At 68.3% G+C, this 22,897-nt stretch carries 27 protein-coding genes and 1 pseudogene; 15 read left to right on the forward strand and 13 right to left on the reverse strand.

From position 1 onward, the window contains the following. Positions 1-154: 154 nt before the first annotated feature. A complete protein-coding gene (gene rsgA, locus A5759_RS09880; protein ID WP_068196819.1) occupies positions 155-1,141 on the reverse strand; it encodes a ribosome small subunit-dependent GTPase A in 987 nt (328 codons plus the stop codon). Beyond that, positions 1,138-2,457: a 3-phosphoshikimate 1-carboxyvinyltransferase gene (aroA, locus tag A5759_RS09885; RefSeq protein WP_068196821.1), complete on the reverse strand. Its 1,320-nt coding sequence runs from the start codon at positions 2,455-2,457 to the stop codon at positions 1,138-1,140. Before aroA ends, rsgA begins: the two co-directional genes overlap by 4 nt. Positions 2,458-2,501: 44 nt before the next feature. On the opposite strand from aroA, the gene A5759_RS09890 reads away from it, so the two are divergent. The 8 genes from A5759_RS09890 (at position 2,502) to A5759_RS09925 (ending at position 8,476) form a co-directional block, all read left to right on the forward strand. Continuing rightward, a complete protein-coding gene (locus A5759_RS09890) occupies positions 2,502-3,272 on the forward strand; it encodes an SOS response-associated peptidase (RefSeq protein ID WP_082962070.1) in 771 nt (256 codons plus the stop codon). Then, positions 3,269-4,798 carry a class I SAM-dependent methyltransferase gene (locus A5759_RS09895; protein WP_068196831.1) on the forward strand — a complete coding sequence of 510 codons (1,530 nt, stop codon included), beginning with the start codon at positions 3,269-3,271 and terminating at the stop codon, positions 4,796-4,798. The genes A5759_RS09890 and A5759_RS09895 overlap by 4 nt, the downstream gene beginning before the upstream one ends. A gap of 41 nt (positions 4,799-4,839) precedes the next feature. Continuing rightward, positions 4,840-5,433 (forward strand): TetR/AcrR family transcriptional regulator, encoded by a 594-nt coding sequence (locus A5759_RS09900; RefSeq protein ID WP_068196833.1) that lies wholly within the window; start codon positions 4,840-4,842, stop codon positions 5,431-5,433. After that, the gene (locus tag A5759_RS09905; protein ID WP_068196835.1) at positions 5,430-6,257 is read left to right on the forward strand and encodes an enoyl-CoA hydratase/isomerase family protein; all 828 of its coding nucleotides are present in this window, start codon (positions 5,430-5,432) and stop codon (positions 6,255-6,257) included. The genes A5759_RS09900 and A5759_RS09905 overlap by 4 nt, the downstream gene beginning before the upstream one ends. Positions 6,258-6,382: 125 nt before the next feature. After that, positions 6,383-6,592 carry a hypothetical protein gene (locus tag A5759_RS09910; RefSeq protein WP_082962071.1) on the forward strand — a complete coding sequence of 70 codons (210 nt, stop codon included), beginning with the start codon at positions 6,383-6,385 and terminating at the stop codon, positions 6,590-6,592. Next, a complete protein-coding gene (locus A5759_RS09915) occupies positions 6,589-7,452 on the forward strand; it encodes an oxygenase MpaB family protein (RefSeq protein WP_068196841.1) in 864 nt (287 codons plus the stop codon). The genes A5759_RS09910 and A5759_RS09915 overlap by 4 nt, the downstream gene beginning before the upstream one ends. Continuing rightward, positions 7,449-7,697, forward strand: coding sequence for a hypothetical protein (locus tag A5759_RS09920; RefSeq protein WP_066848917.1), 249 nt, complete (start codon positions 7,449-7,451; stop codon positions 7,695-7,697). Before A5759_RS09915 ends, A5759_RS09920 begins: the two co-directional genes overlap by 4 nt. Before the next feature lie 32 nt (positions 7,698-7,729). Continuing rightward, on the forward strand, positions 7,730-8,476 hold the full coding sequence (locus tag A5759_RS09925) for a YqjF family protein (protein WP_068196844.1): 747 nt from the start codon (positions 7,730-7,732) through the stop codon (positions 8,474-8,476). Here A5759_RS09925 and A5759_RS09930 read toward each other — a convergent pair whose 3' ends face one another. Together A5759_RS09930 and A5759_RS09935 are read right to left on the reverse strand one after the other, a co-directional pair. Beyond that, complete coding sequence (locus A5759_RS09930) at positions 8,477-9,325, reverse strand: NAD(P)-dependent oxidoreductase (protein WP_066848912.1); 849 nt, start codon at positions 9,323-9,325, stop codon at positions 8,477-8,479. Between the two features lie 97 nt (positions 9,326-9,422). After that, positions 9,423-9,916: pseudogene (locus A5759_RS09935) on the reverse strand (aminoacyl-tRNA deacylase). Positions 9,917-10,158: 242 nt separating this feature from the next. On the opposite strand from A5759_RS09935, the gene A5759_RS09940 reads away from it, so the two are divergent. Then, positions 10,159-10,815, forward strand: coding sequence for a sigma-70 family RNA polymerase sigma factor (locus A5759_RS09940; protein WP_197506011.1), 657 nt, complete (start codon positions 10,159-10,161; stop codon positions 10,813-10,815). 44 nt (positions 10,816-10,859) lie between these two features. Further along, positions 10,860-11,117, forward strand: coding sequence for a mycothiol system anti-sigma-R factor (rsrA, locus tag A5759_RS09945; RefSeq protein ID WP_231984608.1), 258 nt, complete (start codon positions 10,860-10,862; stop codon positions 11,115-11,117). Positions 11,118-11,139: 22 nt separating this feature from the next. On the opposite strand, the gene A5759_RS26560 is transcribed toward rsrA, so the two are convergent. Continuing rightward, entirely contained in the window at positions 11,140-11,232 is a 93-nt protein-coding gene (locus tag A5759_RS26560; RefSeq protein WP_090355725.1) for a 50S ribosomal protein bL37, read from the reverse strand. A gap of 155 nt (positions 11,233-11,387) precedes the next feature. Between A5759_RS26560 and A5759_RS09950 the strand changes: the two genes are divergently transcribed. Together A5759_RS09950 and A5759_RS09955 are read left to right on the forward strand one after the other, a co-directional pair. Further along, positions 11,388-11,603 (forward strand): biotin/lipoyl-binding carrier protein, encoded by a 216-nt coding sequence (locus tag A5759_RS09950; RefSeq protein WP_043414713.1) that lies wholly within the window; start codon positions 11,388-11,390, stop codon positions 11,601-11,603. Positions 11,604-11,640: 37 nt separating this feature from the next. After that, positions 11,641-13,128 carry a sensor histidine kinase gene (locus A5759_RS09955; protein WP_068196854.1) on the forward strand — a complete coding sequence of 496 codons (1,488 nt, stop codon included), beginning with the start codon at positions 11,641-11,643 and terminating at the stop codon, positions 13,126-13,128. 117 nt (positions 13,129-13,245) lie between these two features. On the opposite strand, the gene whiB1 is transcribed toward A5759_RS09955, so the two are convergent. Then, on the reverse strand, positions 13,246-13,500 hold the full coding sequence (gene whiB1 / locus A5759_RS09960) for a transcriptional regulator WhiB1 (RefSeq protein ID WP_014208822.1): 255 nt from the start codon (positions 13,498-13,500) through the stop codon (positions 13,246-13,248). A gap of 248 nt (positions 13,501-13,748) precedes the next feature. After that, on the reverse strand, positions 13,749-14,714 hold the full coding sequence (locus A5759_RS09965) for a diacylglycerol kinase family protein (protein ID WP_068196857.1): 966 nt from the start codon (positions 14,712-14,714) through the stop codon (positions 13,749-13,751). Positions 14,715-14,765: 51 nt separating this feature from the next. Between A5759_RS09965 and A5759_RS09970 the strand changes: the two genes are divergently transcribed. Next, complete coding sequence (locus A5759_RS09970) at positions 14,766-15,194, forward strand: hypothetical protein (RefSeq protein WP_064394716.1); 429 nt, start codon at positions 14,766-14,768, stop codon at positions 15,192-15,194. Here the strand turns inward: A5759_RS09970 and A5759_RS09975 are convergent. Genes A5759_RS09975 through A5759_RS09985 form a run of 3 tightly spaced genes read right to left on the reverse strand, consistent with a single transcriptional unit; the run spans position 15,143 to position 17,372 of the window. Continuing rightward, positions 15,143-15,628, reverse strand: a complete 486-nt coding sequence (locus A5759_RS09975) for a GNAT family N-acetyltransferase (RefSeq protein WP_068196860.1) — start codon at positions 15,626-15,628, stop codon at positions 15,143-15,145. The two genes, A5759_RS09970 and A5759_RS09975, sit on opposite strands and share 52 nt — an antisense overlap. Then, positions 15,625-16,719, reverse strand: coding sequence for an isochorismate synthase MenF (locus tag A5759_RS09980; RefSeq protein WP_068196863.1), 1,095 nt, complete (start codon positions 16,717-16,719; stop codon positions 15,625-15,627). The genes A5759_RS09975 and A5759_RS09980 overlap by 4 nt, the downstream gene beginning before the upstream one ends. Beyond that, positions 16,716-17,372, reverse strand: coding sequence for an acid phosphatase (locus tag A5759_RS09985; RefSeq protein ID WP_369816184.1), 657 nt, complete (start codon positions 17,370-17,372; stop codon positions 16,716-16,718). The genes A5759_RS09980 and A5759_RS09985 overlap by 4 nt, the downstream gene beginning before the upstream one ends. 6 nt (positions 17,373-17,378) lie before the next feature. On the opposite strand from A5759_RS09985, the gene A5759_RS09990 reads away from it, so the two are divergent. Beyond that, positions 17,379-18,245, forward strand: coding sequence for a ParA family protein (locus A5759_RS09990; protein ID WP_068196866.1), 867 nt, complete (start codon positions 17,379-17,381; stop codon positions 18,243-18,245). A gap of 48 nt (positions 18,246-18,293) precedes the next feature. Here the strand turns inward: A5759_RS09990 and A5759_RS09995 are convergent, their stop codons facing one another. Together A5759_RS09995 and A5759_RS10000 are read right to left on the reverse strand one after the other, a co-directional pair. Then, complete coding sequence (locus tag A5759_RS09995) at positions 18,294-19,511, reverse strand: hypothetical protein (protein WP_068196869.1); 1,218 nt, start codon at positions 19,509-19,511, stop codon at positions 18,294-18,296. 17 nt (positions 19,512-19,528) lie between these two features. Then, positions 19,529-20,995, reverse strand: a complete 1,467-nt coding sequence (locus A5759_RS10000; protein ID WP_068196873.1) for a DEAD/DEAH box helicase — start codon at positions 20,993-20,995, stop codon at positions 19,529-19,531. A 254-nt stretch (positions 20,996-21,249) separates the two neighbouring features. Between A5759_RS10000 and A5759_RS10005 the strand changes: the two genes are divergently transcribed. Next, positions 21,250-21,945, forward strand: a complete 696-nt coding sequence (locus A5759_RS10005; RefSeq protein WP_068196876.1) for a ferritin-like fold-containing protein — start codon at positions 21,250-21,252, stop codon at positions 21,943-21,945. Position 21,946: 1 nt separating this feature from the next. Here A5759_RS10005 and A5759_RS10010 read toward each other — a convergent pair whose 3' ends face one another. Further along, positions 21,947-22,693 (reverse strand): hypothetical protein, encoded by a 747-nt coding sequence (locus A5759_RS10010; RefSeq protein WP_068196879.1) that lies wholly within the window; start codon positions 22,691-22,693, stop codon positions 21,947-21,949. Positions 22,694-22,897: the final 204 nt, after the last annotated feature.

Below are 22,897 nucleotides of genomic sequence, written 5' to 3' on the forward strand. Positions count from 1 at the left end.
GTGACCGTGCGTCCGGCGCCGAGCCTTCCCGCGTCGACCGCACTTCACGCACTCTCGTCGACGACGGGCGTGCGAGAAGTGCCGTAAATCCGCGGCGTGTCGGATGCAGACGCGCACGCTCGCGCATTGGTGGGTAGGGCGTGAGAGGCGCGCGCTACCAGTCTGACTCGTGGAGGGCGGCCAGCAGCCGACGGGCGGCGGCGACGCGGTCGAACGTGGGGCCGGTCAACGTGTCGAGCGCGCACTCCGGATCGGCGGGCGGACCCATGTGCCCGCATCCGCGGGGGCAGTCTTTGATCGCTTCGGCCAGATCCGAAAACGCGAGCAGCACATCGTCGGGTTCGATGTGTGCCAGTCCGAACGACCGGATACCGGGCGTATCGATCACCCACCCGCCGAGTTCCAGCGGCAGTGCCACCGACTGGGTCGACGTATGTCTTCCCTTCCCGACGTCGGTCACCTCGCCGGTGGCCCTCTCAGCTTGCGGGACAAGGCGATTCACCAGCGTCGACTTGCCGACCCCCGAATGTCCGAGCAGAACGGTGACGCGGCCCGCCAGCATCGGGGCCACCGCGTCGAGCGGATCGTCGCGACCCGCCGTGGTGATCGTCAGGTCAAGATCGGCGAAGTGCGCCGCAAATGGTTCGGGCGGAGCGAGATCGGTCTTTGTCAGGCACAGGATCGGCTCAAGCCCGCCGGCGTAGGCCGCGATCAGCGCGCGCTCGACCAGCCCGGTGCGCGGCGGCGGATCAGCCAGCGCGACGACGATCAGCAGTTGGTCGGCGTTGGCCACCACGACCCGCTCGGTCGGATCCGTGTCATCGGCGGTGCGGCGCAACACTGTTCGCCGTTCACCGCGTCGGACGATGCGGGCCAGCGTGTCGGGCCGGCCGGACAGGTCGCCGACGATTCCCACCTCGTCGCCGACGACGATCGGGGTGCGGCCCAGTTCGCGCGCCCGCATCGCGACCACGCGGCGGTCCGGGTCGCCACCGAGCGCGCATCCCCACCGCCCACGGTCGACGGTCACCACCATCGCTTCCTGCGCGTCGGCGTGATCGGGCCGAATCTTGGTCCGCGGCCGCGAGCCTCGGCCGGGCCGCACCCGGACATCGGACTCGTCGTACTCGCGTCGGCTCAAGCGGGGTCGACCTCCGCCGTCTGCCCCGCGAGCATATCGGCCCACAACTGCGGGAAATCGGGCAACGTCTTGGCGGTGGTGTCGATGTCCTCGACCGCGACGCCGGCCACCCGAAGCCCCACGATCGCGCCCGCGGTGGCCATCCGGTGGTCGGCATAGGACCGCCACAGCCCGCCGTGCAGCGGTCGGGCCGTGATCACCAACCCGTCCTCGGTCTCCTCGCACTGACCGCCGAGACCGTTGATCTCCGCCGAAAGTGCTGCGAGCCGGTCGGTCTCGTGTCCACGCAGATGCGCGACACCACACAGCTTCGACACCGAGCCGGGGGAGGCCAATGCCGCGAGCGCAGCGACGGCGGGCGTGAGCTCGCCGACCTCGTGCAGATCGACGTCGATACCGCCGTACACTTCGGCGCCACACACTTCAAGGTAGCTATCACCATGTTGCACAACCGATCCCAACTTCTTGAGGATCGAGATGATGGCATCGGCCGGTTGCGTGCTGAGTCGTGGCCAGCCCGTCAACCGCACGCTGCCTCCGCTGACCACCGCGGCCGCCAGGAACGGCACCGCGTTGGACAGGTCGGGCTCGATGTCCCAATGGCGGGCGGCCACGGGCCCCGGCGACACCCGCCACTGGTTGTCGCGGCCGTCGTCGACGTCGACGCCGGCGTCGCGCAGCATCGCGACCGTCATCGCCACGTGCGGTGCGGAGGGGACCGAGTCGCCGGTGTGTACGACGGTCAGCCCATCGCGGAAGCCCGCTCCCGACAGCAGAAGCCCGGACACGAACTGTGACGAGGCCGAGGCATCGATCTCCACTGTCCCGCCGGTGACCGATCCGGCGCCCCGCACCGCGAACGGAAGTCCGTCGCCGTCGATGTCGACCCCGAGGCCGCGCAACGCGTCGAGAAGGGGCGCGATGGGACGGGCACGAGCCTGTTCGTCTCCGTCGAACGTGACCGTCGCCGTGCCCAGGGCGGCCACCGGTGGCACGAACCGCAACACCGTGCCTGCCAGTCCGCAGTCGATGCGCGCGCCATCGCTCGGCGCGATCGCGCCGCTGACGGACAGTTCGTCGGCGCGGCCCTCGACCGTCACACCGAGCGCACGCAGCGCCCCGATCATCAGGTCGGTGTCGCGGCTGCGCAGCGCCCCGCTGATCGTCGAATCGCCGTTCGCCGTGGCCAGCGCCGCCAACACCAACGCCCGGTTCGTCTGCGATTTCGAGCCGGGCACGGTGACGGTGGCATGCACCGGAGCCGTCGTCGACGGTGCAGGCCAGGCCTGGCGTTCTTGGTCTGCGGGCGCGCTCACCGCTCCATCTTCCCCTGTCGGCTCGCCGTGCCACCATGGGATTCATGTGTGGACGTTTCGCGGTGACCACGGACCCGGCGTTATTGGCCGAGAAGATCAAGGCGATCGACGAGACCACGTCGGCCACCTCCGGCGGCAAGGACGCGTCGGCGCCGAACTACAACGTCGCGCCGACCACGACTGTCAGCACCGTGGTCCAGCGCCACAGCGAACCCGACGACGACGCCACCCGGCGGCTGCGCTCGATGCGCTGGGGCCTGGTGCCGCCGTGGGTGAAGGCCAAAGAGGACGGCAGCCCCGAGACCAAAGGGCCGCTGCTGATCAACGCCCGCTCGGAAAAGCTGACCACCTCGCCGGCCTTCCGCAACTCGGCCAAGAGCAAGCGCTGCCTGGTGCCGATGGACGGCTGGTACGAATGGCTAAAAAAGGGAGAGGCAAGGGTTCCGAAAATTCCCTTCTTCATGTACGCGGGCGACGGCGAGCCGCTGTTCATGGCGGGTCTGTGGTCGACGTGGCGGCCGAAAGACGCTCCCAAAGACGTCAAACCGCTGCTCAGTTGCACGATCATCACCACCGACGCCGCCGGGCCGCTGGCCGACATCCACGACCGCATGCCGCTGACCATCAGCGAACGCGACTGGGACCGCTGGCTGAACCCCGACGCGCCGATCGACGAGGGGCTGTTACGCGGCCACGGCGACCTCGACCGCATCGAGATCCGCGAAGTGTCCCGGCTGGTGAACAGCGTCCGCAACAACGGCCCCGAGCTGATCGAGCCCGTCGAACCCCAGGCCGAACAAGGCACCCTGCTTTGACGCAGCCGGATCCGCCCGGCCCGCTGTCCGATGTCGCCGTCGTCGACGCGCTGGCCGCCGACCTGCGCAGCGCGGGGTACACGACCGACGCGGTGGCCGGACTGCTCGGCGAGGACGCCGACGCCGCGTTCGCCAGGGGAGTGGGGTGGCCGGCCCTGAGAGCCACCGATCGCGTCCTCGACGCCGGGACAGCACAGCAGCGACGCCTGGCGGTGCTGGTGCGGCTGTTTCTGTTCGGCTCGACCGAACCCGCCGACCGCGTCGTCCTGGCGCTCGGCCCCGATATCGACGCACTCGTGACGAACGGCGTGCTGGAGTGGGCCACGGAGGGGACCGTGCGCGCCGCACTGGACGTCCGGCCCCACGGCGACGGCGTCAACGACTTCTTCGTCGTCTCCGACCTGGACGCCTCGATGCGCTCTGGACCGGTGCACCGCGACCACGTCCTCGGTATCGGCGGTGCGTCGGTCTCGCTGGCCCGCGCCGTCGTGCGCAGGCCTGTCGCCCGCGCGCTCGACCTCGGCACAGGCTGCGGAGTGCAGGCGCTGCACCTGAACGGGCACTGCGCGCAGATCGTGGCCACCGACACCAACGAGCGGGCGCTCGCACTCGCGGCGGTGACCGCGCGGCTCAACGGCATGTCCTGGGATCTGCGGCGCGGCAGCCTGTTTGAGCCGGTCGTCGGTGAGCGCTTTGACCTCATCGTCTCCAATCCGCCGTTCGTGGTGGGCGCCGGCGACCGCGACTACATCTACCGCGACCCGGGTCTTGCCGGAGACGCCCTGTGCCGCAACCTGATCGAGCAGATAGGTGCTCACCTGGAGCCGGGAGGCACGGCGCTGGTCATGGCCAACTGGATCGTCCGCCGAGACGACTGGCGCGACCGGGTGCGAAGGTGGTTGGCGGGCAGCGGTTTGCACGCGTGGGTGGTGCAGCGCGAGCTCGCCGATCCGGTCAGCTACGTGTCGCTGTGGACGGCCGACGCCGGAGAGGATCCAGAGCAAGCGGCGCGCCGCGGAGGGCAGTGGCTCGATTGGTTCGCCGACGAGGGCATTACCGGCGTCGGTATGGGCGTGATCGCGTTGCGTGCACCACGATTCGGTGAGCATCGCCCGCCTGAGCACATCCTCGAGGAGATCACCGGCGTAGACGATGCCGTCACCGGAGACGAAGTCGACGCGTTCTTCGCGCGCCGGGAGTACCTGTACGACACGTCCGACGAGCAGTTGCTCGCGGCAAGGCTGTCGACGGCGCCGGTGTTCCTCGACGAACAGTCGCTGCCGGGGCCCGACGGCTGGCAGGTCGTCGGCGCGGCCGTGCGCCGCCCCGGTGGGCCAGGCGCGGTCATCGGCGTCGATGAGATCGGGCGGGCGTTGTTGGCCGGCTGCCGGGGCGAGGTACCGCTGGGGACGTTGATCGACCTGCTCGCAGCCGTTCACGGTGTCGACGCCGACGCGCTGGCGCGGGCCGCGCTGCCCGTCGTGCGGGAAGCGGTCGGGCGGGGCATCCTCTACCAGGCCACCTGACCCTTGACAGAGAATTCCTCGGTTCAGTTAGAGTAATCCTCGTGCCATCGCGGACGCGTCCCGATGCGCGGAGCCGGTTGCTTGCCGTCGCGCGCCGCCGCTTCGCGTCCGACGGCGCGCTCTCGGCCACCCTCGACGAGGTGCGCCGCGAGGCCGAAGTGAGCGTTGGTGCGCTGTATCACCATTTCCCCGACAAACTTTCACTCGCCGCCGCTGTCTTCGCAGAGTTGCTCAGCGAATACCAGGCCGGGTTCGTCACCACGCTGCGCGGACACGACACCGCCGAGGGCGGCATCCGCGGCGGCGTCACCTATCACCTGCGGTGGATCTCGGCGCATCGCGGCGAGGCCGGTCTGCTGCTCGGCCCCCGGCTCGACAGCGCAGAACTGCGCGCACACAACGACGCCTTCTTCGCAGCCATCAAAGACTGGTGGCGTCCGCACCACGGCTACGGCGCGCTACAGCCGATGCGCGCGGGAGTCACGGCAGCGCTGTGGCTCGGCCCCGCCCAGGAGTACAGCCGGTACTGGATCGCCGGAGCGGCCAAACGGATACCGCCGGGCACCATCGAGACCCTTGCCGACGCTGCGTGGAAGGCGTTGCGCGCCAACGATACCGAGGAGAACCCGTCATGACCGATTCGCTGTACCGGAACATGGTGACCAGCGGCGACCAGGCCGATGCGCCGCTTCGGGTGCGCGTCGAGCACCGCGGAGACAGGGCCGTCGTCACGCTCGACGAGCCACGACGGCTCAACGTGCTGTCCGCCCCGCTCGTGCGTCAACTGCGGCGAGCGCTGACCGACCTGGACGCCGACCCCGACGTGCGTTCGGTCGTGCTCACCGGCACGGACCCGGGTTTCAGCGCCGGAGGCGATCTCCGCATGATGGACGCCGCGATCGACCAACTCGACGCACCGGAGGGCGCTGCCGACATCTGGCGCTGGATCCGCCGCGAATTCGGGGGTATCGCGCGGCTGATCGCCGGATCGGACACGATCTTCGTCGCCGCGCTCAACGGCGCAGCGGCAGGCGTCGGGCTGGCCTGGGCGCTGACCTGTGATCTCGTGATCGCCAGCGAACGCGCCGTCGTGGTGCCCGCATTCGCCAAGCTGGGACTGATCCCCGAGGTCGGCACCAGTTGGGCGCTGACCCGGCGGCTGGGCTACCAGGGCGCGCTGGCCTACTATCTGCGCGGCGAACACATCGACGCCCGCGAGGCCCGACGGCTCGGCCTGGTGCAGGAGGTCGTCGATCACGACCGTCTGCTCGCGGCCGCCGACGACTGGTGTTCGCGCATCGCCGCGCTCCCGCCGCACGCCGTCGCGATGAGCAAGCCCCTGCTGCGGGCGGCCGCCGACGCCGACTGGTCCGATGCCCTCACCCTGGAGGAGTTCGCCGAACCGACGTGCTTCACCACCGCGGCGTTCGCCGACAGCGTGCGCTCGATGCTCTCCTGAACCGGCACCGGCACCGGCACCCCCGTGCCGCGGTCGAGTTTTCCCGCATCTGCCTGATCACGTCAGAATGGGCATTAACATAGTGCCGGATAGGTCAGATGAGGGGGTCAGGCATGGTCACTGCGGTGAGGAAGCTCTTGAGCTTCGAGATGACCATCGCCGAGTGGATCGGCACCGGGCTCATCCTCGCCGCACCCTACGTCGTCGTCGGCATCGGCTGGACCGCCCTGCGCCTGGACCGGCTCGACGGCAGCGGACTGGCCTGGTTCGTCCAGCTGGTCGGTTCCGTCGCGTTCTGGCCGGCGCTGGTCTTCTCGGCGGTGTGCGTCGGATGACGAACCGCAACCGCATCTCCGTTCGACGGCGCACCGCCCGATGGGACCCCGACGCCGATGTCACCGCCGCCGAGGCGATGGACTTCTGGGCGTTCGCCGGGGGAGCGGCCAACGTCGTCATGCAGTTGTCCTGGCCGGAGGTCGGCTACGGCGTCGCGGAGAGCAAGGTCGACTCGGGAAACCTGCTCAAACACCCGTGGAAGCGGGCGCGCACGACGTTCCAGTACCTCGCGGTCTCGGTGCTGGGGACTCCCGATGACCGCGCGGCGTTCCGGGAGGCGGTCAACAGCGCGCACCGGCACGTCAAGTCGACCGCCGAGAGCCCGGTGCGGTACAACGCGTTCGACCGCGACCTGCAGATGTGGGTGGCCGCTTGTCTCTTCGTCGGGCTGGAGGACACCTATCAGCTGCTGCGCGGTGAGATGACACCGGAGCAGGCCGAGCAGTTCTACCGCTCCGCATGGCCGCTGGGCACCACCCTGCAGGTCACCGAAGAGCAGTGGCCGCCGACGCGCGCCGAATTCGACGACTACTGGCGCACCGCGTGCGAGCGGGTGAAGATCGACGACCGGGTCCGCGAACACCTGATGCACATGCTGAACCTGCGCATGATCAACCCGTTGCTCGGACTGCCGTTTCGGCCGTTGCTGAAGTTCCTGACCACCGGATTCCTCGCCCCGGTGTTCCGCGAACAGATGGGCCTGCGGTGGAACGCATTTGCCCAGTTCCTGTTCGAATGGCTCTTCCTCACAGTCGCTTTCGTCAACAGGTTCATGCCGGTGTTCCTTCGCCAGGGCGGTAGCTACGTGCTGCTCGCCGACGTGCGCCGCCGGGTCCGTATGCACAAGGCACTGGTATGACGGCCTTGCGCCGCCTGCTCAGTCGCCGGGTCAGCGTCGAAGCGATGATCGAGGCAGCCATGTGGCTGTCGATTCCGTACCTGCTGATCGGCCTGGTGTGGGCCTTCTTCGACGCCGAGCAGGTGCAGTTGATCGACACCGCGCTGCGCACGCGGATCCCGGCCGGGTCGGACATCGGCGCCTTCATGGTGACGGCGGTATTCTGGCCTGCCAACCTGTTCGGCATTGAACTCTGCGTTCCCTGACGCGCCCTTGACGGCGATGCCACGATGGGCCGATGACGGGCGTACCCGACGACGCACTGGCGGGATACCCCGTCGTCGCCGGCGCGGTGCCACGACCGGTCTTCTCCGAACAACGTTGGTGCGACCTCACGTTCGTCCACTGGCCGGTACGTCCGGACACGGTCGCCTCGCTCTGCCCACCAGGCACCCGCCCCGACGTCTTCAGTGACGGATTCACCTACGTCGGCCTGGTGCCGTTCCGGATGCGCGGCACGACGATCGGGCGGACCGTTCCGCTGCCGTACCTCGGCACCTTCGCCGAGACCAACGTCCGGCTGTACTCGATCGACGAATCGGGCCGCCACGGGGTGGTGTTCCGTTCGTTGGAGACCGAGCGGCTTGCGGTCGTTCCGACTCTCCGGCTCACCCTCGGAATTCCCTATGCGTGGGCGAAGATGCGCATCGAAAGGACCGCGGCCACGGTCACCTACACCAGCCGGCGGCGGTGGCCGCGCCGCGGACTGCGCAGCGTCCTGACCGTGCGTGTCGGCGGCGAAGTGACGCCCACGCCGCTGGAGGTGTGGCTGACCGCGCGCTGGGGTGCGCACACCCGCAAGGCCGGCCGCACGTGGTGGGTGCCGAACGAACACGACCCGTGGCCCCTGTGTGGCGCCGAAATCATCGATGTGCGCGACGATCTCGTCGCCGCCGCCGGCGTCATCCCCACCGGGCCGATGCTGCGGGCACTGTTCACGACCGGCGTGCGGGCGCGATTCGGGCGCCCGTGCGTCGTCGGCTGACTACGGACCCGTGTACCCGGGCGGGTTCGGAGTGTCCACCCACAAATCGACGCCCAGTTCCGCGCCGGGCACGCAGTTGTACACCGACAAGTCGGTCACGCCGGACTCCAGCAGCACGTCCTCGCAGAGCAGAGATTGGCCGGTGTACTCGCGGGCCGGCTTGTTGAGGATTACGTAGGCGGCGTCGGCGTAGACGTCGGGCTTACGGGCGCGGCCCATCGCCTCGTCGCCGCCCAACAGGTTCTGCACGGCCGCGGTCGCCACCAGCGTGCGGGGCCACAGCGTGTTCGACGCGATACCGGCGTCGCGCATCTCCTCGGCGATTCCCAACGCGCACAACGTCATCCCGAACTTCGCCATCATGTAGGCAGTCGGCTTGAGCCACTGCGACTCCAGCCGGATTGGCGGCGACAACGTCAGGATGTGCGGGTTCTCGCGGCCCTTCATGTGGGGGATGCACGCCTGCGACACCGCGTAGGTACCGCGGATCTGGATGCCGTTCATCAGGTCGAACCGCTTCAAGGGGACGTCCTCGATCGAACCGAGGTTGATCGCCGAGGCGTTGTTGACGCAGATGTCGATGCCGCCGAACTGCTCGACGGTCTTGGCGACCGCCGCATTCACCGAGTCACCGTCGCGGACGTCACCGACGATCGGCAGCGCCTGCCCGCCCGCGTCCTCCAGCTCCTTGGCCGCGGTGTACACCGTGCCGGGCAGCTTGGGGTGGGGTTCAGCCGTCTTCGCGATCAGCGCGATGTTGGCGCCGTCGGCCGCGGCGCGCTTGGCGATCGCCAGGCCGATGCCGCGGCTCGCGCCGGAGATGAACATGGTTTTCCCGTTAAGCGACATGGTCTCACCCTATCCGCCGCGAAATTGCGTTCCGGCAGGTCCGCACTCGAACTTTCGCTGCTGGAATGCCGTTTCGCGAAAAACAGGCGCCGGACGCTCACGCGCAGATGTCTGCGGTCACCGCGTCGGTCAGCCGGATCAGGTCTTGCGGGGCCACGGCGACCTCCAAGCCGCGCTTGCCTGCGCTGCACAGCACAGCACCCGGTCCCACATCAGCGCCGTCTCGTCGATCACCGTCGGCAGCGGCGTCCGCTGCCCAAGCGGGGAGATACCGCCGATCACATAACCCGTCGACCGCTCGGCGGCCGCGCGTTCGGCCATGGTGGCCCTGGGCACGCCGAGCGCGGACGCGGCCGCCTTCAACGAAAGCTTGGCAGGAACCGGCACCACGGCAACGCCGAGGCCTGTCGGCAACGCCAGCACCAGCGTCTTGAAGATCTGTTCCGGCGCCACGCCCTCGGACCGGGCAAGCGCCTCCACGGCTTCCTCGCCGAACGACGGCTGGCGCGGATCGTGGCGGTAGCGCAGAACCTCATGCGTAACACCGGCGGCCACCAGCGCGGCGATGGCCGGAGTTGCTGCGCGTGCCACCGCGCCAGCCTAGTGCGACGCTCTAACGTCGGGCTTCGGGGAACAATCGGGGCCGGTGCCGCTGTTGTTGACGATGGCTGCACCGCGACGGGAGTTCGCGGGCAGAAAACATGTCGGTCTCAACCTCTAGGATGAGCGGAGGGGGTCAGGTGCCAACGCTGGCTATGGACTTTCCAGTGCTCCCGGTCGATCTGCCGGGTTTATTCGCTGGCACCGCGACAGAAGGGACGGTGTTCCCCACCATGACCGACTCCGACGGGTCAACCCGAGATTCGGCGCAGGAGGCTCCTGAACCTCAGGAGACCGACGCCGAGCTCACCGCGCGCTTCGAGCGCGACGCGATTCCGCTGCTCGACCAGCTGTACGGCGGTGCGTTGCGGATGACGCGCAACCCCGCCGACGCCGAGGACCTGCTGCAGGAAACCATGGTCAAGGCGTACGCCGGCTTCCGGTCGTTCCGGGAGGGCACCAACCTCAAGGCGTGGCTGTACCGCATCCTCACCAACACCTACATCAACAGCTACCGCAAGAAGCAGCGTCAGCCGGCGGAGTACCCCACCGAGGAGATCACCGACTGGCAGCTCGCGGCCAACGCCCAGCATTCCTCGACCGGCCTGCGCTCGGCCGAGGTGGAGGCGCTCGAGTCGCTGCCGGACAACGAGATCAAGGAAGCGCTGCAGGCGCTGCCGGAGGATTTTCGGATGGCGGTTTATTACGCCGACGTCGAGGGCTTCCCCTACAAAGAGATCGCCGAGATCATGGACACGCCGATAGGCACGGTGATGTCCCGGTTACATCGGGGCAGGCGCCAGCTCCGCGAGCTGTTGGCCGACGTGGCCCGCGACCGCGGGTTCATTCGGGGACAGCAGATGGACACACCCGAGGAGGTCTCGTCGTGAGCTCGTTCTCTGGCGAAGAGCGATGGCAGCCCCCCGTCGGTCCCATCGACCCCGAGCATCCCGAATGCGCCGCGGTCATTGCCGAGGTGTGGACGCTGCTCGACGGTGAATGCACCCCCGAAACCCGCGACAAGCTGCGGCATCATCTCGAGGAGTGCCCCGCATGCCTGCGCCACTACGGCGTCGAGGAGCGGGTCAAGAGCCTGATCGCGAAGAAATGCGGCGGCGAGAAGGCGCCGGAGAGCCTGCGCGAGCGGCTGCGCATCGAGATCAGCCGCACCACCATCATCCGGCGCGGTTAGCGCCGAGGATCACGCCCAGGCGCTAGCGCACCGACTTCGAGCCGGCGTTGGGCCGCTTACCGTGGTTGGCCTTCGTGTGCTTGCGGTCACGCTTCTTACGGCCACGCTTGGCCATGGTCTACCTCCGAGTGCTCTGGGGATTTCTCGGCCCGTGCTCGGCGGGCGCGTTCGGACCATTGTCTCATGGCCCGGCGACAGCGCTGACAAGCCGGTCGTGTGGTTCGATGTAGGCCGAAAGTCGTACAGCAGCGGAAAGCGGATGGGGTGATGATGGCCGAGGACGTTCGCGCTGAGATCGTGGCCAGTGTGCTCGAGGTCGTGGTGAGCGAGGGCGATCAGATCGGCGAGGGGGACACCCTGGTGCTGCTGGAGTCGATGAAGATGGAGATCCCGGTGCTGGCCGAGGTGGCGGGCACCGTGAGCAAGGTCAGCGTTTCGGTCGGCGACGTCATCCAGGCCGGTGACCTCATCGCGGTGATCAGCTGATCACCGCGTCGTGAACCACCGCCGGAAGTAACCCCCGATGTCCACCCTCGGTGATCTGCTCGCCGAGCACACCATGCTGCCCGGCAATGCGGTCGACCACCTGCATGCGGTGGTCGGCGAATGGCAACTGCTCGCCGACCTGTCCTTCGCCGACTACCTGATGTGGGTGCGCCGCGACGACGGCGCCCTGGTCTGCGTCGCGCAGGTGCGGCCGAACACCGCGCCGACGGTACTGCTGGCCGACGCGGTCAGCACGCTGGCCGACGCCGACGCGATGCCACTCGTAACCACGGCGTTCGCAGCGGGTGAAATCGTCGTGGGAGACGGTGCAGGACAACAGGTTTCACCAGGGCTCAACGTCGAAGCCGTTCCGGTCCGGTACAAGGACGAGGTGGTCGCGGTGCTGACGCATCAGACCGCATTGGAGTCCAGGAAGGCCAGCCCGCTGGAGTCGGCCTACCTCGAGTGCGCAGGCGACCTTCTGCACATGCTGTCGGAGGGCACCTTCCCCAACGTGGGGGACATCGCGATGTCGCGCTCGAGCCCACGGGTCGGCGACGGGTTCATCCGGCTCGACGAGACGGGTGTGGTCACCTTCGCGAGCCCCAATGCGATCTCGGCCTATCACCGGATGGGGCTGGCCGCCGAACTCGGCGGGCACAACCTGGTCACCGTCACACGCCCGCTCATCGGGGACCCGTTCGAGGCGCAGGAACTGGCCAACCATGTGCGCGACTCGCTGGCCGGTGGATCGAGCATGCGCATGGAGGTCGACGCCGGTGGTGCGGCCGTGCTGATGCGTACGCTCCCGCTCGTCGTGCACGGCCAACCGGTGGGCGCAGCGGTGCTGATCCGCGACGTGACAGAAGTCAAGCGCCGCGACCGCGCCCTGCTGTCGAAGGACGCCACGATCCGCGAGATCCACCACCGGGTGAAGAACAACCTGCAGACCGTCGCGGCGCTGCTGCGCCTGCAGGCCCGGCGCACCAACAACGACGAAGGCCGCGAGGCGCTGATGGAATCGGTGCGACGGGTCTCCTCGATCGCGTTGGTCCACGATGCGCTGTCGATGTCGGTGGACGAGGAGGTCAACCTCGACGAGGTGGTCGACCGGATCCTGCCGATGATGAATGATGTTGCCGCCGTTGACAGTCCGATCCGCATCCACCGGGTCGGCGATCTCGGTGTGCTCGACGCCGACCGCGCCACCGCGCTGATCATGGTGATCACCGAGCTGGTGCAGAACGCCATCGAGCACGCCTTCGACCCCGGCGTGCGCGAGGGCAGTGTCACCATCCGCGCCGAGCGCTCGGCCAGGTGGCTGGATGTGGTCGTCCACGACGACGGCCGGGGGCTACCCGACGGGTTCAGCCTGGAGAAGGCCGACCGGCTCGGCTTGCAGATCGTGCGGACGCTGGTGTCGGCCGAACTGGACGGGTCGCTGGGCATGCGCGAGGGACAGGACGGCGGAACCGATGTGGTGCTGCGGGTGCCGCTGGGCCGGCAGCGTCGACTCGCGCAGTAGCAAACTTCGCAATTCGCAAATCGACCTTTCGTGTCGTAAATCGGCCGTTATTGCATTTACAGAAAGATACGGCCCCGACGAATGTCGGGGCCGTATCTTGTTTGGTTCGGGTAGTGCTCAGACTCCGCTGCGGGCCTTGGTGCGAGCATTACGACGCTTGAGTGCGCGACGCTCATCCTCGCTCATACCGCCCCAGACACCGGCATCCTGTCCGGACTCCAAAGCCCAGGTCAGGCACTCAGTGGTCACGGGGCAGCGGTTGCAGACGAGCTTCGCGTCAGCGATCTGGGCGAGCGCCGGGCCGCTGTTTCCCACCGGGAAGAACAGTTCCGGATCCTCATCGCGACAGACCGCCTTGTGGCGCCAATCCATTAGATCAAACTCCTCGTCAGATACGTCACCTGTGCGCAGCACGGCGCATGGCATATTCTTCGGCTGTTTAACGCGTGCACATTGAATGTTTCTGCAACGTTGCTTCGATGCTTTCACAGGCTGGACAGATGTCAATACTCGCGAGTTAACAAGTGCGCAATGTCACTAGCCGGGTGGCTTCGCACGCCGCAGACTCGTCTGTACTAGACTCGATCCAACTGCGCCCGAAATGCTACGCCGCCAGTCCATCACCGCAGGTCAGGGACCTCTACTGGTGCAGGCGCCAACACGCCGAGCGCGTCGGGGACGGCGGTGAACATCATCGAATCGCGTAATCCGACGTAGTCGCCGTCGATCTGGCAGGCGACCGGCGCCTCGCTGGTCACCTGCAGCCACGGCAGGTCGTCGTCACGGATCAGATGCTTGGCCTCGATGCGCGCTTTCTTGGACAGCATCCGCCGCACCAGCATCAGGTTGGCCCACACATTCATGCTGGTCGTGGCGAAAACACCCAGGCCGGTCTCAAAGGTCGTCATCGGGTTGGTCCACACGGGGCGGGCGTTGGCGTACGTCCAGGGGCTGGCGTTGGACACGAACGCGAAGTGCACGCCGCCGACCGGTTCGCGGTCGGGCAGGTGCACGGTCAGCGACGGTTCGTTACGGGTGCTGGCCAGCATCTCGCGGATGGCGACGCGGATGTAGCGCGAAGCGGTGACGACGCGGCCCTTCGCGCGCTGCGCCTCGACGGCGGCCACCACGTCGCCGTCGACGCCCATCCCTGCGGTGAACACGCCCCAGCGTTCACCGCAGTCCATCAGCCCGATGCGCCGCCACGACTTGCGGCGGCGGTACTCCGACAGCAGGTCGATCAGCTGATTGGTCGCCTCGATCGGGTCCGGGCTGATGCCGAGGGCGCGCGCGAAGACGTTGGCCGACCCGCCGGGCACCACGCCGACGGCGGGCGCTGCGGCACCGGGCCCCCCGACCTCGAGAATGCCGTTGACGACCTCGTTCACTGTGCCGTCGCCGCCGTGCACGATCAGGACGTCGACGCCGTCACGTGCCGCGTCGCGGGCGATCTCGATGGCATGTCCGCGGTGATCGGTGTGCGCGACGGTCAGCTTCACCCGACTCTCCAGCGCATGGGCCAACAGATCACGGCCGGCCGGAGTCGTTGACGTCGCATTCGGGTTCACGATCAGCACGGCGCGCACGGGGTCTGAGCCTACTGAACCGGTTCTGCGCGCCCCTCTACGCTCGAGGGCGTGATCGTTCCATCTCCGACGACGGTGCGCCAAGCCGCTGTCCTGGTCGCCGTGGAGGGCGCGGCTGCCCTGGTCGCGGCGCTGGTCTATGTGGTGAGCGGGTTCGGCAGGGCCGAAGAGTCCGGGCTGAACAAATACGGCACGGCGCTGTGGTTCGCGATCATGGGCGCCGGTGTGCTGGCCGCGGCATGGGCGTTGTGGACGGGCAGGCGGTGGGGGCGTGGCATCGCCGTGTTCGCCCAACTGCTGCTCCTACCGGTCGTTTACTACATGGGCGTCGGTTCGCACCAGTGGTTGTACGCCGCGCCCATCGGCGTGGTGGCGGTGGTGACGCTGGCGCTGCTGTTCAGTCCCTCGACCCTGGAGTGGGTGGGGACTCACGGCGATTCTGCGGCCAGCGCCGACAGTTCGGGCCCCGAGACGCGGTAAGTGATCCAGTCCGTCTGTTGCTTGCCGCCGACGGCGTCGTAGAGCGCGATCGCATTGACGTTCCAGTCGAGCACCGCCCACGACAACCGGGTGTAACCGTGCGTGGTGCACTCCCGTGCCAGGGTTGCCAACAACTTGTGGGCCAACCGGCGCCTGCGGAACTGCGGGCGCACGTAGAGGTCTTCGAGGTGGATGCCGGCGACACCGTCCCATGTGGAGAAGTTGCGAAACCACAGCGCGGCCGCGGCGGCCTGTCCGTCGACCTCGGCGATGTGGCCCGCGACGGCGGCCGGTTCGTCGAAAAGCGCTCGGCGCATCTGGTCTTCGGTCACGGTGCACTCGTGCGCGGCGTGTTCGAACTCGGCGAGTTCGTGGACCATCGCGGTCAGCTCGCGCTCGTCACCGGGGCGCACCCTGCGGATCAGCTCGGTCACGTCGCGGCGCCAAGCGCAGCGAGGATTGTGGTGAATTTGGTTGTGGTTTCCGCCAGTTCGTCGTCGGGATCGGATTCGGCGACGATGCCGCCGCCCGAATATGCCTCGGCCGTACGGCGATCCGCCGACAGCGCAGCGCAGCGAATCGACACCACCCACCGGCCGTCGCCGCGTTGATCGCACCAGCCGACCGCACCGGCGTAGAAACCGCGGTCGCCTTCGAGCTCGGCGATCAGGTCGGCAGCATCGGCGGTGGGCACGCCGCCGACCGCAGGCGTCGGGTGCAGCGCGATGGCCAAGTCCAGTGCGGTGATCGATCTTTCGCGAAGTGTGCCGGTGATGCGGGTGGCCAGATGCCACACCGAGTCGGTCTTGCGAAGCGCCGGTTCGGCGGCCACCTCGAGGTCGGCGCACAGCGGCTCGAGCGCGTCGCGGATCGTGTCGACCACGAACTGGTGCTCGCGAAGGTTCTTCGCTGAGGCGGCCAGCGCGGCGCCGTTCGCCTCGTCGGTGTCGGGGTCGGGGGAGCGCGGAGCCGAACCAGCGAACGGTGCGCAGACCACCTGATCGCCGCGGCGGGCCACCAGCAGCTCGGGGCTTGCGCCCACCAGCACGCTTCCGGAGTAACCGCCGCCCGCGGCGGTCAGATCGGCGAGGTACCCGTTGGCCGCGGGATCGGCGCTGACGAGCCGGTGCAGGACGGTGCGCGCGTCCAGCGGTCCGTCGGCGGCCAGCCGAAGGGCCCTGGCGAGCACGACCTTGTGCAGTCCGCTCGACGGGCTGTTGAGCCGGTCGACGGCGCTGGCGACCCGCGCGCGGTGTTCGTCGGGATCCGGCAGCGCCTCGGCTATCTGTACGCCGGGCATCGGACGTAGCGGCCAGTCCGGCAGCGCGTCGAGGAACTGGACGCTCTGCGGGCGGATCAGCGCCGCCGGTTTGGTCATGTCGAAAGGCAACGCCCCCACGATGATCGGGGCGCTGTGCGATGCCAGCGCGGCTCGCGCCTCGGCGACCTTCGGGAACGCGGTGTGCACTCCCTCCGCGACGACGGCGCCGCGGGAGGCCAGGACGAAGGACGGTTCGCGGGTCACCGTGGTTTACACGGATCCTGATGGCCGGTCAGTCCCTGCGCGATGATCTGGCGCATGGCGTGCTCGAATCCGAGGACGGCCAGCGACGCGGCCGCCATCGCGAACCGGATCCCGTCGGACACCGGCAGTTCGACCCACCGCGCGATCATCGAGCGGGAGAAGTGCGCGTGGCCCACGAATACGACGTCGCGCGACGTCATGTTGCTCAGCGCCGACTCCAGGGCGCTGTCGGCGCGCTGCGTGACCGTCTCCACGCTCTCGCCGCCGTCGGCGCCGTGCGTCCAGATCAGCCAGTCGGGGACGGTTTGGCGGATCTCGGGCGTCGTCAGCCCCTCGTAGCGGCCGTAGTCCCATTCCCGCAGAAGCGGCGACACCTCGTCGATGTTCAGCCCGGCCAGTTCGGCGGTCTGCACCGCGCGCCGCAATGGGCTGGACAGCACCAGCGGGTTGTCCAGTTCGAGTTCGGCCAGCGCTTCGGCGGCCAGCTTGGCGCGTTCCACGCCGGCCGCGGTCAGTTCGAGATCGGTGTGGCTGGTGTGCCGACCGCTTCTCGACCACTCCGTTTCGCCATGACGAAGCAGGATCAGGCGGTGCTCCAGAAGGGCCACGCTCACTGATTCTGCCGCACGGTCGGTCGCGGTGTCCCGAGCCATGCAACGATGGGCACCGTGACGCGAGTACTTGCGGTCGCCAATCAAAAGGGTGGGGTAGCCAAGACGACGACGGTGGCGTCGTTGGGTGCGGCGATTCAGGAGACGGGTAAGCGGGTCCTGCTCGTGGACCTCGACCCGCAGGGGTCCCTGACGTTCTCCCTGGGCCACGACCCGGACAAGCTGGCGGTGTCTATCCACGAAGTGCTGCTCGGCGAGGTCGAACCCGACGTCGCCCTGCTGGAGACGCCCGAGGGGATGACACTGCTGCCCGCCAACATCGACCTGGCGGGGGCCGAGGCCATGCTGTTGATGCGCGCCGGGCGCGAGTACGCGCTCAAGAGGGCGCTGGCCAAGCTCGGCGTCGGAGCCGGAACGCCGGCGACATCAGGCCGAGGGGCTGGGGCGTCGTCTTCATCGGGCCGGTCCGACTACGACGTCGTGCTCATCGACTGTCCGCCCTCGCTCGGCGTGCTCACGCTCAACGGGTTGACCGCCGCCGACGAGGTGATCGTGCCGCTGCAATGCGAGACGTTGGCGCACCGCGGCGTCGGGCAGTTCCTGCGCACCATCGCCGATGTCCAGGCGATCACGAACGCCGACCTCAAGCTGATGGGTGCGTTGCCGACCCTGTACGACTCACGGACGACCCACAGCCGCGACGTGCTGCTCGACGTCGCCGACCGCTACGACCTGCCGGTGCTGGCGCCGCCGATTCCGCGCACCGTCCGGTTCGCCGAAGCCAGCGCCTCGGGCGCGTCGGTGTTGGCCAGCCGCAAGAACAAGGGTGCCGCCGCCTACCGCGAGCTGGCCACCGCGCTGCTCAAGCACTGGAAGAACGGCAAACCGATGCCGACGTTCGCCCCCGAGATATAGCGATTTCGGTGCACTACCGATCGCTGCGCGACTGGTAGCGCACCCAAGTCACGACTGGCCGAGCGCCACCAGTTCCGCGCCGCGCTGTTCGATCACCATCGAGCCGGCCACCGCGGGCACCACCGGCGCCGCGCTCGGCGGCCGTGTCAGCGGAATGTGGCGTTCGCCCTGCCCGGTCGTGGGGTCGAACACGTCGTAGCCGTCGGTGACGGGGACCAGCAACCGCCCCGCCATGATCGTCGCCGGCCCCAGCGGCTTGTTCCGGCCCTCGGGCGTGACGGTGTAGCGGTATTCCAATCCGTTGGCGGAGAACACCATTACGCTGTCACCGGTCCACCACGTGATCAGGTCGCCTGCCCGCGACATCGTGGCCTGCGGCGACGGCGGGCTTGGCACCGGGGTGCTGGCGACCGTCGCGCCCGTCTCGTCGACGATGTTGACCACGGGCTTGGGTGTGGGCACATAGACCGCGGTCATCGTGTCGGCCACGGCCACCACGCGTGCGCCTGAATCCGGCGCGACACCCGGTTGCTGGACATACCTCAACTCCGGGGTGTCCTCCTCATCGGAGGGCCGCAGCAGCGTCAGGCGCAGATCGGGCTGCCGCGGGCACGCCTCGAGCACCGACACCGCGCTCGAACTCGCTTGTGCGGACACCAGCCGGCACAGCGGCTGCGAGGGGACATCCGGCTTGATGCGCGCGTCCAGGGCGCCGTAGCTCAGCATTCGGACCATGTCGGAACGCCACAACTCAAGCCGGTTCTCACCCGCCGAGAGCACCGCGGTGCCATCCGACGACAGGGTCACCGAGGGGTCGGCGTAGGACGACCGCGCCGGACCGCGCATGCCGGTCTTGGCGTCGATCGTGCTGACCTGGCCACAGCCGCGGGTGTCGGGGTAGACCGCGACCGCGTACTGGTAGACGTAGCTGACCCCGCACAGGTCGAGATCACGTTCGTAACTCCACAGCGTGGTCCCGGTCGCGGGGTCGCGGCCCTCCACGGCCCGTCCGTCGCCGGTCACCGCCGCGCCGCCGACGACCAACGGCATCGTGGTGGCCCCGCTGGGTGCGCTCCACAGCTGCCGCAGCGACTGCGGAACCGCCTTGGCGGGGGTCAGTGCCGGAACCGGGCCGTCGGCGGGCCTGCTGATCGTGGCCCGCGCGTCGCTGGTCCACCACACCAGCCCGGCCGTCACCGCGACCACGACGCCAATCGCCAGCGCCACCATCACATCGGTGCGCGTGCGGCGTTCGGGTTTGACCATCGCGGGGAGGCGGTGGGTTAGCCGGTGCTGGCCGGAGCCTTGCGGGGTCGGCGCCTGCGCCTGCGCTTGGCGGGAGCTGTGTCGCCGGACCCTTCGCCCGTCTCGCCGGAATCCTGATCGGACGACGTCGGGGACGCCTCGGGGTGACCGGTGACCGACTTGCCGCCGCGGGTGCGGCGACGCGTGCGGTTGCGGTTGCGCGCGGGGCGGTCATCGGACTTTTCGGCCTGGGCGCGCCTGCTGCTCTGCACCTTCACGGGCTCGCCGACGGTGCCGGAGGCATCGGCGGGAATGCCCAGTTCGCTGTAGAGGTGCGGTGAGCTCGAATACGTCTCGGCGGGATCGGGGCAGCCGAGATTCAGCGCCTTGTCGATCATCGTCCAGCGCGCCAGCTCGTCCCAGTCGACGAGGGTCACCGCGACACCGGTCTTGCCGGCGCGCCCGGTGCGGCCGATGCGGTGCACGTAGGCCTGCTCGTCCTCGGGGATCTGGTAGTTGATGACGTGGGTGACGTCGTCGATGTCGATGCCGCGCGCGGCGACGTCGGTGGCGACGAGTACGTCGATCTCGCCGGTGCGGAACGCCTTGAGCGCCTTCTCGCGCGCGCCCTGTCCAAGGTCGCCGTGCACCGCGCCGACCTTGAAGCCGCGCTCGGCGAGTTCGTCGGAGACCTTCTGTGCGGTGCGCTTGGTGCGGGTGAAGATCATCGTCGCGCCCCGACCCTCGGCCTGAAGGATGCGGGCGACCATCTCCACCTTGTCCAGGGCATGCGCGCGGTAGGCGAACTGCTCGGTGGTGTCGTGGGTGGCCGCCGAATGCGGGGCCTCGGCGCGGATGTGCGTCGGCTGGTTCATGAAGGTCCGGGCCAGCGTGATGATCGGATCCGGCATCGTCGCCGAGAACAGCATCGACTGCCTGCTGTCGGGGATCTGGCGCAGGATCCGCTCGATGTCAGGCAAAAAGCCCAGGTCGAGCATCTCGTCGGCCTCGTCGAGCACCAGCATCGACAGTCCGCCCAGCTTCAGGTGCCCTTGCTGGGCAAGGTCGAGCAGCCGGCCCGGTGTGCCGACGACCACGTCGACGCCCTTCTCGAGCGCCTCGATCTGTCCTTCGTAGGGCCGACCACCGTAGATCGACGTGACCGACAGCTTGCGGTCGCCGACGGTGAGGTACTTCGCGGCGGCCGCCAGGTCGCCGTACACCTGCAGACACAGTTCGCGGGTGGGTACGACCACCAAGGCCCGTGGGACGCCCGTCAGGGGGCGGTCGGGGTCAGTGGTGATCCGCTGGAGCAGGGGAACGCCGAACGCCAGCGTCTTGCCCATGCCGGTGCGGGCCTGGCCGATCAGGTCGTCGCCGGCCAATGCCATCGGCATGGTCAGCTCTTGGATGGCGAATGGATGCTGCTTGCCGTCCTCGGCGAGAGCGCGAACGATTTCGTCGCGAACTCCCAGTTCAGCAAAGGTGGGATTGAGATGCGTCATACGCGAAAACGAGGCCTTTCAATTGTCGTCCTCATGGCTTCCACGCGCGCACGAGTTCGACAAAAGCTGGCCCGTGAAGACCAAGGCCCTGCACTGAGGTAGGCGGACCGACTGCGTGCACGCACATTTCTTTGGGTCGCGGCGGGCTCTACAAATGTCTTGCAGACGCCTTGAAAATGCCACCGCCCGCACCCATCGTACCTGGCGGCGCTCGCTCGACGAGCCACCCGCCGTCGGCGTTTATTGTTGGGCCCATGAACACGACGCCTCCGGCACCCGGGCAGACCGACTCGGCGACCTCGGATGTGTCGGCCGACCATCCCGGCGTAAACGAGCTTTTCGCGCTGCTGGCCTATGGCGAGGTGGCGGCGTTCTACCGCCTCACCGACGAAGCGCGCATGGCGCCGAACCTTCGGGGGCGCATCAACATGGCGAGTATGGCGGCCGCGGAGATGAACCACTACGAGGTGTTGCGCGACGCGCTCGAGCACCGCGGAGTCGACGTCGTGCCAGCGATGACGAAATACGCGTCCGCCCTTGAGAATTACCACCGGTTGACCACCCCGAGCACCTGGCTTGAGGCACTGGTGAAGACCTATGTCGGTGACGCCCTTGCGGCCGACTTCTACCTCGAGATCGCCCACGCCCTGCCCGACGAGGTCGCCGACGTGGTGCGCGCGGTCCTGTCGGAGACCGGCCACTCCCAGTTCGTCGTCGCCGAGGTGCGCGCGGCGGTGACGGCCAGCGACCGGCAGCGCCACCGGCTGGCGCTGTGGTCGCGGCGGCTCCTGGGTGAGGCCATCACCCAGGCGCAGTTCGTGATGGCCGATCACGACGAGCTCGTCGACCTGGTCCTGGCCAGCGGTGAAGGTCTGACCCAGATGACCGAGTTCTTCGACCGGCTCCAGCGGACACACGCCTCCCGGATGGAGGAACTGGGCCTCGCCTGACCTACTGGGTGCAGGTGGCGATCATCGAGTTGTTGTTCTGCGCGGCGATCAGCGTGCCCGCGGCGTCGAGGATGCTGCAGTTCAGCTGACCGCCGACGCTGGTCGCGGTGACCGATTTCAGCTCCACACCCGGGTCGAGGACCACCTGCTTGACCCAGGGCAGCGCGACGTTGACGTCGGTGCGCAGCGCGCCCTGTCCGTCGGTGTAGATCACGGTCACCAGGTCGAGCAGCTGGCGGTTACCCGTCACCCGGTAGGTCACGGTGCGCGGTGACGGCGGTGCGGGCGGCGGAACGGCTGCCTGCGCCGTCGTGCTCGGTGCGGGTGGTGGGGTCGTCTCGGCGCTCGGGGTAACCGTCGTGACGGTCTCCGGCGGCAGCGAGGGGACGATGGGCGCAGCCGTTCCCGCGTTCGGCGCGGTGGTGGCGGGAGCGCTCGACGGCGCCGGCGCGTCCGACGTCGCGGTGGCCGACACCGAACCGCTGTCGCCGCCGCCGAGGATGATGCCGGTGGTGCCGATCGCGATGAACAGGATCACCCCGGCCACGCCGGCGACCCACATCCAGCGCCGGTCGATGCTCTCCTCGTCGTATGACTGCTCGTAGTCGTCGTAGTCCTCGAACTCGGGCGACCCGGGGTAGTCGTAGTCGAAGTCTTCGACAGGCGGCTCCGAGTAATCGGAGTAGCTGGGAATCCGCTCCGTCGGGGCCAGCGAATACGGTGAGTGCGCGGTGTAAGACCTGTTCATGTGGGTTTTCCCGGTGTCGTCTCGAGCGTAGAAGATCTTGCCGCGCCTGATGCTATCGAGGCAGAAGTGACAGATGAGGTTCAGCGGCTGGTGTGTTGGTTACGGTCCGGACTCGGTTCGGTCGCCGTAGGTCTCGGCGCTTCGCCGACCGCGAACTCACCGGCGTGGTGCGGTCGGTCGGCGGGTCGTCCACTAGCCTTGGCT

It is taken from the genome of Mycobacterium sp. 852014-52144_SCH5372336 (assembly GCF_001665615.1).
GTDB lineage: Bacteria > Actinomycetota > Actinomycetes > Mycobacteriales > Mycobacteriaceae > Mycobacterium > Mycobacterium neumannii_A.

Coding starts and splice junctions, on each gene's coding strand:
- A5759_RS09890 (WP_082962070.1), top strand. CDS start 2,502: ATGTGTGGACGTTTCGCGGTGACCACGGACCCGGCGTTATTGGCCGAG.
- A5759_RS09905 (WP_068196835.1), top strand. CDS start 5,430: ATGACCGATTCGCTGTACCGGAACATGGTGACCAGCGGCGACCAGGCC.
- A5759_RS09915 (WP_068196841.1), top strand. CDS start 6,589: ATGACGAACCGCAACCGCATCTCCGTTCGACGGCGCACCGCCCGATGG.
- A5759_RS09920 (WP_066848917.1), top strand. CDS start 7,449: ATGACGGCCTTGCGCCGCCTGCTCAGTCGCCGGGTCAGCGTCGAAGCG.
- A5759_RS09925 (WP_068196844.1), top strand. CDS start 7,730: ATGACGGGCGTACCCGACGACGCACTGGCGGGATACCCCGTCGTCGCC.
- A5759_RS09930 (WP_066848912.1), bottom strand. CDS start 9,325: ATGTCGCTTAACGGGAAAACCATGTTCATCTCCGGCGCGAGCCGCGGC.
- A5759_RS09940 (WP_197506011.1), top strand. CDS start 10,159: ATGACCGACTCCGACGGGTCAACCCGAGATTCGGCGCAGGAGGCTCCT.
- A5759_RS26560 (WP_090355725.1), bottom strand. CDS start 11,232: ATGGCCAAGCGTGGCCGTAAGAAGCGTGACCGCAAGCACACGAAGGCC.
- A5759_RS09950 (WP_043414713.1), top strand. CDS start 11,388: ATGGCCGAGGACGTTCGCGCTGAGATCGTGGCCAGTGTGCTCGAGGTC.
- A5759_RS09955 (WP_068196854.1), top strand. CDS start 11,641: ATGTCCACCCTCGGTGATCTGCTCGCCGAGCACACCATGCTGCCCGGC.
- whiB1 (WP_014208822.1), bottom strand. CDS start 13,500: ATGGATTGGCGCCACAAGGCGGTCTGTCGCGATGAGGATCCGGAACTG.
- A5759_RS09985 (WP_369816184.1), bottom strand. CDS start 17,372: ATGGCTCGGGACACCGCGACCGACCGTGCGGCAGAATCAGTGAGCGTG.
- A5759_RS09990 (WP_068196866.1), top strand. CDS start 17,379: ATGGGCACCGTGACGCGAGTACTTGCGGTCGCCAATCAAAAGGGTGGG.
- A5759_RS09995 (WP_068196869.1), bottom strand. CDS start 19,511: ATGGTCAAACCCGAACGCCGCACGCGCACCGATGTGATGGTGGCGCTG.
- A5759_RS10000 (WP_068196873.1), bottom strand. CDS start 20,995: ATGACGCATCTCAATCCCACCTTTGCTGAACTGGGAGTTCGCGACGAA.
- A5759_RS10005 (WP_068196876.1), top strand. CDS start 21,250: ATGAACACGACGCCTCCGGCACCCGGGCAGACCGACTCGGCGACCTCG.
- A5759_RS10010 (WP_068196879.1), bottom strand. CDS start 22,693: ATGAACAGGTCTTACACCGCGCACTCACCGTATTCGCTGGCCCCGACG.